The organism is Yoonia sp., assembly GCF_046498525.1.
Classification (GTDB): Bacteria; Pseudomonadota; Alphaproteobacteria; order Rhodobacterales; family Rhodobacteraceae; genus Yoonia.
Genome location: NZ_JAWOAN010000080.1, coordinates 1 through 5,940, shown reverse-complemented (window position 1 = coordinate 5,940; position 5,940 = coordinate 1). Strand labels below are relative to the sequence as shown.

At 57.5% G+C, this 5,940-nt stretch carries 10 protein-coding genes; 8 read left to right on the top strand and 2 right to left on the bottom strand.

Annotated elements, in window-relative coordinates; genetic code table 11:
* The 4 genes from R6T97_RS05180 to R6T97_RS05165 form a co-directional block, all read left to right on the top strand.
* The coding region (locus R6T97_RS05180; protein ID WP_410348235.1) for a phage portal protein at window positions 1–1,310 on the top strand (1,310 nt) is incomplete at its 5' end.
* The gene (locus R6T97_RS05175) at window positions 1,310–1,570 is read left to right on the top strand and encodes a hypothetical protein (RefSeq protein WP_410348234.1); all 261 of its coding nucleotides are present in this window, start codon (window positions 1,310–1,312) and stop codon (window positions 1,568–1,570) included. The genes R6T97_RS05180 and R6T97_RS05175, both read left to right, overlap by 1 nt.
* On the top strand, window positions 1,567–2,892 hold the full coding sequence (locus tag R6T97_RS05170; protein WP_410348233.1) for a S49 family peptidase: 1,326 nt from the start codon (window positions 1,567–1,569) through the stop codon (window positions 2,890–2,892). Before R6T97_RS05175 ends, R6T97_RS05170 begins: the two co-directional genes overlap by 4 nt.
* A gap of 29 nt (window positions 2,893–2,921) precedes the next feature.
* The gene (locus tag R6T97_RS05165; protein WP_410348232.1) at window positions 2,922–3,293 is read left to right on the top strand and encodes a head decoration protein; all 372 of its coding nucleotides are present in this window, start codon (window positions 2,922–2,924) and stop codon (window positions 3,291–3,293) included.
* On the opposite strand, the gene R6T97_RS05160 is transcribed toward R6T97_RS05165, so the two are convergent.
* Both R6T97_RS05160 and R6T97_RS05155 read right to left on the bottom strand, forming a co-directional pair.
* Entirely contained in the window at window positions 3,294–3,626 is a 333-nt protein-coding gene (locus R6T97_RS05160; RefSeq protein WP_410348231.1) for a type II toxin-antitoxin system HicB family antitoxin, read from the bottom strand. It abuts the gene before it with no gap.
* The gene (locus tag R6T97_RS05155) at window positions 3,623–3,904 is read right to left on the bottom strand and encodes a type II toxin-antitoxin system HicA family toxin (protein ID WP_410348230.1); all 282 of its coding nucleotides are present in this window, start codon (window positions 3,902–3,904) and stop codon (window positions 3,623–3,625) included. Before R6T97_RS05155 ends, R6T97_RS05160 begins: the two co-directional genes overlap by 4 nt.
* Before the next feature lie 63 nt (window positions 3,905–3,967).
* Here R6T97_RS05155 and R6T97_RS05150 point away from each other — a divergent pair, with 63 nt between their 5' ends.
* From R6T97_RS05150 to R6T97_RS05135, 4 genes are all read left to right on the top strand, one after another.
* On the top strand, window positions 3,968–4,999 hold the full coding sequence (locus R6T97_RS05150; protein WP_410348229.1) for a major capsid protein: 1,032 nt from the start codon (window positions 3,968–3,970) through the stop codon (window positions 4,997–4,999).
* A 36-nt stretch (window positions 5,000–5,035) separates the two neighbouring features.
* A complete protein-coding gene (locus tag R6T97_RS05145; protein ID WP_410348228.1) occupies window positions 5,036–5,443 on the top strand; it encodes a hypothetical protein in 408 nt (135 codons plus the stop codon).
* 12 nt (window positions 5,444–5,455) lie between these two features.
* The gene (locus tag R6T97_RS05140) at window positions 5,456–5,695 is read left to right on the top strand and encodes a hypothetical protein (protein WP_410348227.1); all 240 of its coding nucleotides are present in this window, start codon (window positions 5,456–5,458) and stop codon (window positions 5,693–5,695) included.
* A gap of 7 nt (window positions 5,696–5,702) precedes the next feature.
* The coding region (locus tag R6T97_RS05135) for a DUF6441 family protein (RefSeq protein ID WP_410348226.1) at window positions 5,703–5,940 on the top strand (238 nt) is incomplete at its 3' end.

The window sequence follows — 5,940 nt, the reverse complement described above, 5'->3', positions numbered from 1 at the left end:
CTAAAACCGTTGAGCGGCGGTTTGAGCTGTGGGCGCGCAATGCGCAAGAATGCGACATTCAGGGCCTGCGCACCTTTGGGCAGATGCAAAGTGCGGCGTTTCGCTCATGGCTGATCACTGGCGAAATCCTCGCCGAGTTGCCGTTTCGGCGCAGGCCGTGGAACCGGTACGGCACCAAGGTGCGTTTGCTGCCACCGCACCGGTTGTCGCGCAAAACCGAAAGCATGAACAGGCTGATCAACGGGGTCTACACAGACGCAGATGGAATGCCCGTGGGGTACCGGGCAATTCGTAAGAATCTGTTCAAGCACGATGTTGAATACGATGTATCTGCGCGCGATAGGGCAGGGCGGCCGCGCGTAATCCATATCTTTGACGGGCTGCCGGGCACGCATCGCGGCATCTCTGCGATGACGCCCGCGCTGCAGGTTGCGCGCCAGTTTGACCAGCTGGCCGATGCCACGCTGATGGCATCGATTGTACAAACGCTTTTTGCGGCGACGATCACGTCCGATGAGCCAACAGAGGAGGTGCTGGCGGGGCTTTTGACACCCCAAGAGCAAGCCAGGATGGCGTCCGAGGGTGTGGCACCCATGGAGGCTTATATTGACATGCTGGCCGGCTTTTATGACGGATCCTCGCTTGATGTTGGTATCAACGGTCGCCTTGCGCATCTGTTTCCGGGCCAAGAGCTGAAGTTCCACACCAGCAATCAGCCTTCATCCAATTACAAAGACTTCTCGATGCACCTGTTGCGCGAAATCGCACGTTGCCTTGGGCTGACATATGAGAGTGCAACAGGTGACAAGAGTGGTGCTACCTATTCGTCCTTGCAGGCGGCAACGGCTGAAATATTCGCAATCACCAAGGCGCGTCGTCAAAACATCATCGCACCGTTTTGCCAGCCGGTTTTTGAGGCATGGCTGGAAGAAGAGATTGCCAGTGGCGGCATCGCGTTTCCGGGCGGTTATGAGGCGTTTCTGGCCAACCGGACAGCTGCTTGCCGGGCAGAATGGCGTGGTGCACCGCGCACGACCGCTGATGATCTCAAAAAAGCAAAGTCGCATGAGACATGGAAGCGGCTTGGCGTGATGTCAGACGCTATGATCTGCAATGATCTCGGTGTCGACGTCGACGATGTCTACCAGCAGCTGGCCGCGGAACGGCTTTTGCGGGCCGAATACAACCTGTCTGAGCCAATGATGATGGGCGCCGCGGGTGGTGGCCCGCAGGCAATCGCAACCGATTCAAGCGCTGACGACGCTGAAGACGCTGAAGATGACGACGACGATGAACAGGACACTGCCTAATGGCTTTGACACTTGACGAAAATGACCCCTGCGCGGCCGCAAAAGCCCTGCGTGAGGTCTATTACCGGCTGATTGCGGGACAGGCTGCAGCGACAGTGTCGTTTACGGCGGGCCCAACGGGCGTTTCCCGATCTGCCACGTTCCACGCGGCCAGCCCGGACCGTCTGATGCTGGTCATTCGTGGGTTTGAGGAAAAATGCGCCGCATCGCAGGGCAGATCGCCACGCCGTCGCGCCATTGCAACAGGAGGTGTCCGTTGAGCGATCCACCCAACATCATGCAGGCGCCTGAGGGGCCTTCGCTGACGCATATTGCGACGCGGGTCCTGAACCGCCCACTTTTGCTGCACCCAACCAAGGCCGAGATCATTTTGCAGGTTTTGCAGGGGCGTTTGTCGATGGACGGGGAGAAGATCGAAAGCCTGCGTCCGGATGCAAACCAGTTTCTGGGCAACCGATACGGCGAAGATGGCCGGTCGCGCAAATACGCGGTCGCGGGCGGCGTGGCTATGATCCCGATCGTTGGCGCGCTGGTCAACCGCGGGGCGTGGATCGGGGCTCATTCGGGCATGGTGTCCTATGAGGGCATTGCCGCACAGCTGCGTGACGCGGCAGATGATCCGGAGGTCTACGCTGTCCTGCTGGATATCGACAGCCCGGGGGGCGAAGCGACAGGTATGTTTACCGTCGCCGAGCAGGTCCGCAAGCTGGGGGCGTCAAAGCCGGTCACGGCTTTTGTGAACGACATGGCTGCTTCTGCTGCTTACGGCATCGCGAGTGCGGCCAATGAGATCGTGGTCTCGCCGACTTCTATTGTGGGCTCAATCGGTGTGGTGCTGACGCATCTTGATCGCTCTGGCGAGCTTGAGCAAAAGGGCGTTCGCGCAACGCTCATTTACGCAGGCCAGCACAAGGTCGATGGCAATCCGTTCGGCCCGCTGTCCGACACCGTGCAGGCTGATCTGCAAACAGAAGTGATGAAGTTTTACGACCAGTTTGTGGGCCTTGTCGCGCGGGGTCGCACCGGCATCACCACGCAGGCCATCCGTGCGACGCAGGCGCGCACCTTCATCGGGCAGGACGGTATTGATCAGGGGCTCGCAGATCGTGTGGCCTCTCTTGATGAGGTTCTGTCCAACCTCTCCACCATGGCCCTCGGGGCTGTCAAAACAAAGAAGGGATTTGCGATGAGCAATCCAACCCAAGCTGCCCCCCAGGCTGAAACTGCGGGCATCACAGAAGCGGCCCTCAGTGCCGCCGTTGACGGCGCGCGCGCCGAAGGTGTGCTCGCGGGTAAGGCCGAGGCAACTGCCCGGATCAAAAGCATCCTGACCTGCGAAGAAGCAAAAGGTCGTGAAGCGCAAGCCATGGGCTTTGCTTTTGAGACGAGCATGAGTGCCGAGGAAGCGATCAAGGTTTTGGGCATGGCCCCGAAGGCGTCTGCCATCACGGCGATCGAGGATCGCGCTGCCCGTGAAAACGAGTTCGGCGGCGATGTATCCGGCGCCCGCGCTGACCCTTCAGAAAAGGTCAAGGGTGGCTGGTCGGCCGCCGTGGCGCAAGCAAACAATCGGTTCGTCTGAGCCAGAACCAGATCTGAGGAAATCACCAAATGACAGTTTTGATTGAGGGCCGGCACCCCGGCGAGTTCCTGATGACCGAGGCCAATGGCCAGCGTTCGCGGGAAAACATCACCATCGCCAGCGGTGCGGGCATCATTGCGCCGGGTACTTTGCTCGGCAAGGTTGCTGCATCTGGCAAGTTTGTGGCCTCAGCAGTTGGTGCAACGGATGGCTCGCAGACAGCTGTTGCTGTGGCGCTTTATGGATGTGACGCAACCTCTACTGATGCGGCGATCGCTGCAATCGTGCGCGACGCTGAAGTGAACGGGCACGTGTTGACCTATCACGCGGACCGCGATCAGGCGGCCGAAAAGGCATCTGCAAAGGCCGATCTCGCGGGCGTCGGTATCGTCGTGCGGTGATCAACCGGTCGCGCGTGACAGAATGTCTTCCGCCCATTGGTTCAGGCTCTTGCCCTGAAGCTCTGCTGCACGCACAGCCTTTCGGTGTATCTCTGGGCTGACGCGGAACATCATTTTGCCTGAATAGGCTTTTTGCGGCTCTTTGCCGGTCTTCGCGCATGTGTCGAGATAATCGTCCACGGCGTCGTGAAATGCAGCGCGCAGGTCCTCTACCGTATCGGCATGAAAACCAATGCGGTCTGTGATCCCGGCGATATGCCCCACAAAGATGCTGTCATCATCATCGTAATCGATGCGGGCCGCATAGCTTTTGTAAGTCATGCTGTTGGTCATGGTGTCACCTTGATGCGTTCTAAAAAGTCACGGGCGTCGCGAACTTGATACCGTTTCGCTTCCTTGCCTGGATGCGGTCGGTGAAAAGTGACGATTTCGCCATCTTTTTCAAATCTTACGCGCGAACCACGCCCTTCGATCCGCTGCGCGTCAGCAGCAAGTAGCAACCCCTCAATCGCCATCCACTCGATGGTACCGGAAACTGGGTCGGTAAATACGACGGCCAAGGTTTTGCGGTGCTTACTGTTCATGCCAGATAGAAATACAGATGCTAGCATAAAATGCAAGCGCTCGTGTGTCTGGTGTGGCCACATGATGCCAAACAGTCAAAAGGACCTCCCATGTCGATCCTCAATATCTTCAGCCAAGACGCCTTTAGCGTCATGCGCCTCACCGATGCGCTTCGTGAGATCAAATACACCCCGTCGCGCATTGGCCAGATGGGACTGTTCCAGACCACCAGCATCGATACGCTCGATATTGCCATCGAGAAAAGCAAAGATCAAAACAGCATCCTGGTTTCAGCCAGCCCGCGTGGTGGTACAGGCCAGACCTTTGGCAAGACCAAACGCGCCATGCGCATGCTCAAGGTGCCGCATTTCCAGGTGGATGATGCGATTTACGCCGATGAGGTGCAGCAGGTCCGTGCCTTTGGCCAGGAAGTGGCGGTGGAACGTCTGCAGCAAAAGATCGCCGACCGTGCGGCTGAGGCCAGTCAGTTTTTTGCACTGACCGAAGAATACCACCGGCTCAATATTCTCAAAACAGGGCAGCTGCTGGACGCTGATGGCTCGGTGTTATTTGATTATTTCACCGAATTTGGTGAAAGCCAGCAGGCGGTGGTGGATTTTGATCTTGATAACGCCAGTGCCACGGACGGCGCGCTGCGCAAGAAATGTGCCGGCGTTATTCGCCAGATGGCCAGCATTCTGGATGGGCTGCCTTACACGAGCGTGATTGCGCTTTGCGGAGATGCGTTTTTTGACGATCTCATTGCCCACCAGGAAGTGCGGGACACTTACAAGGGCTATGCTGATGCGGCTTCGCTGCGTAATGCCTACATCAATTCGGGCAATTCGGGCATTTATGGCGCGTTCGAGTTTGGTGGCATTACTTGGATGAACTACCGTGGTGGTCAAAACGTCGGTATTGAGACCGATAAGTGCCATCTCGTGCCTATGGGTGTGCCGGGTCTGTTCCGCACGGTTTATGCGTCGGCCGATTATATTGAGACCGTGAACACACCCGGACAGCGGCTTTATGGCAAGCAATATGAGATGCCAAACGGCAAGGGCGTGAACCTCGAGTTCCAGATGAACGCGCTGCAATATTGCACGCGCCCGCGGGTGTTGATCCCTGGCAAGCGCACCTGAGACTGATGCGCAACGCTGAAGGAAAGGACGTGAGCCGTGGCTGGGATGTTTGACGATCTTGAGGCCTCGCTCTCGGGTGCGATCACCGGCATGTTTTGTGAAGTGGCAGTTCTGTGTCCACGGCTGCGCTTGCCTTATACTGCCGGAATGCATGATCCGGGCCGCGCGCGGCATACAACAAAGGGTGTGTTCTCTGACGGCCCGGGCCTTTCGCCGATCAGTGGGGCAGGGGGCAGCTTTGGTGGCGATCGGATGTTGAATGCCAGCGTGGCTGAATTTTGGATCGGTCCTGCAGATGCGGTGCTGATCCCTTTTGAGATCGAGCCGGGTGACCAGGTGCATATATCGCAGCGATCAGGGCAGCCGGTTTATACGATCTCCGCAATTCAACGGACAGCGACTGGCGAGATGAACCTTGTGATGTTCGATACGCCAAATCTGTAAAGGAGGCATGTGATGCCACGCTTTGCTATTACTGAAGCCGCAGGTCGCATCGTTGCTGGCCACACCAACACTGGCGTCGGGTCTGTATTAATCATCACTGACGCACAGGCGGCGGATGCGCTCAAAAGTGGCCAGCTTGTGGCGCTGGATACAAAAGAGGCGCGCAAAACAAATCGCAAAAAAACCTCGGATGATGTCGCCGTAACTGGTCCAGTTCAAGCCAAGTCCGATCAATCTGCATCTGAGCAATAGGTCCAGTATGCGCATCGGTATTGATCTTTCACCAGACCTTGTTGCGCTGATGCAGCAACAGGTTGCGGCCGCTGAAAAGGCCACCAGCAAGGCGATGCAGATCGCAGGTGGTGATCTCAAATCTGCGTGGCGTCAACAAGTGGTGTCGGCGGGGCTAGGCACGCGGCTTGGCAATACGGTGCGCAACCTCAATTTTCCAAAAGGTCACACCAGTCTGCGCGCAGCCTCGCTGGTCTACACAAAGG

Bases quoted from the DNA above. Each gene is read 5' to 3' on its own strand.
- R6T97_RS05155 (WP_410348230.1), bottom strand. From the start codon at position 3,904: ATGCTAGCATCTGTATTTCTATCTGGCATGAACAGTAAGCACCGCAAA.
- R6T97_RS05140 (WP_410348227.1), top strand. From the start codon at position 5,456: ATGCCACGCTTTGCTATTACTGAAGCCGCAGGTCGCATCGTTGCTGGC.
- R6T97_RS05160 (WP_410348231.1), bottom strand. From the start codon at position 3,626: ATGACCAACAGCATGACTTACAAAAGCTATGCGGCCCGCATCGATTAC.
- R6T97_RS05150 (WP_410348229.1), top strand. From the start codon at position 3,968: ATGTCGATCCTCAATATCTTCAGCCAAGACGCCTTTAGCGTCATGCGC.
- R6T97_RS05175 (WP_410348234.1), top strand. From the start codon at position 1,310: ATGGCTTTGACACTTGACGAAAATGACCCCTGCGCGGCCGCAAAAGCC.
- R6T97_RS05165 (WP_410348232.1), top strand. From the start codon at position 2,922: ATGACAGTTTTGATTGAGGGCCGGCACCCCGGCGAGTTCCTGATGACC.